The organism is Acinetobacter endophylla, assembly GCF_053543775.1.
Map to the genome: position 1 here is coordinate 1 of NZ_JBLVOM010000049.1, position 607 is coordinate 607.

The following is a 607-nucleotide window of genomic DNA, read 5'->3' on the forward strand; positions in this document are numbered from 1 at the left end:
GGCTCTTTTCGTATTATTAGGTCAGCCAGAAACTTCTGGTTGGCCTATTTTTGTAGGTGCTATAAGATGGCGGTAGCCGGGAGAACGAGGGCTCTTTTGGGGAAATTACCCCGTCAAAAAAACTGTTCTCCTACTACCCCCAATGACCATGTTTGAGCTGGTAGGGGCAATAGACCCCGCATCACAAGCGAAGCTATGGGTTTGGAACCATCGTAGGAGTGCCGGCAAATACGATTTAGGAGGTTGTTATGGAACCTGTAGTGGGAGTGGATGTAGCCAAGGGATTCAGCGTGGTGCAAGCTTTTTTAAAGCGGAATGAACCTTGGAGGAAGGCGATAAGCATCTCGCATGAGAAAAGTGGGTTGGATCAATTGGGTGGGCTTCTATCCGAGCTGCAAGCACAGACTAAGCAGTCCCCAGTGATTATTCTGGAAGCGACCGGTCACTACCATCGTGGACTTGTCGCCTACTTGAAACGCAGGGGGTGGACATATTTCATCGTCAATCCCCTACAGGCCAAGAGGGCGAAGGGTACTCAGTTAAGAAAGGTGAAGACAGATGCGGCAGATGCTTGGCATTTAGCCGAGATGTATTACCGGGGAGATGT

Annotated in this window: 1 protein-coding gene; it reads left to right on the forward strand. The window is 49.8% G+C overall.

Features of this window, described 5'->3' with window-relative positions:
• Positions 1-248: 248 nt before the first annotated feature.
• Positions 249-607 (forward strand): IS110 family transposase (locus ACNPNW_RS04260; protein WP_448766574.1); only part of this gene is annotated, 359 nt, incomplete at its 3' end.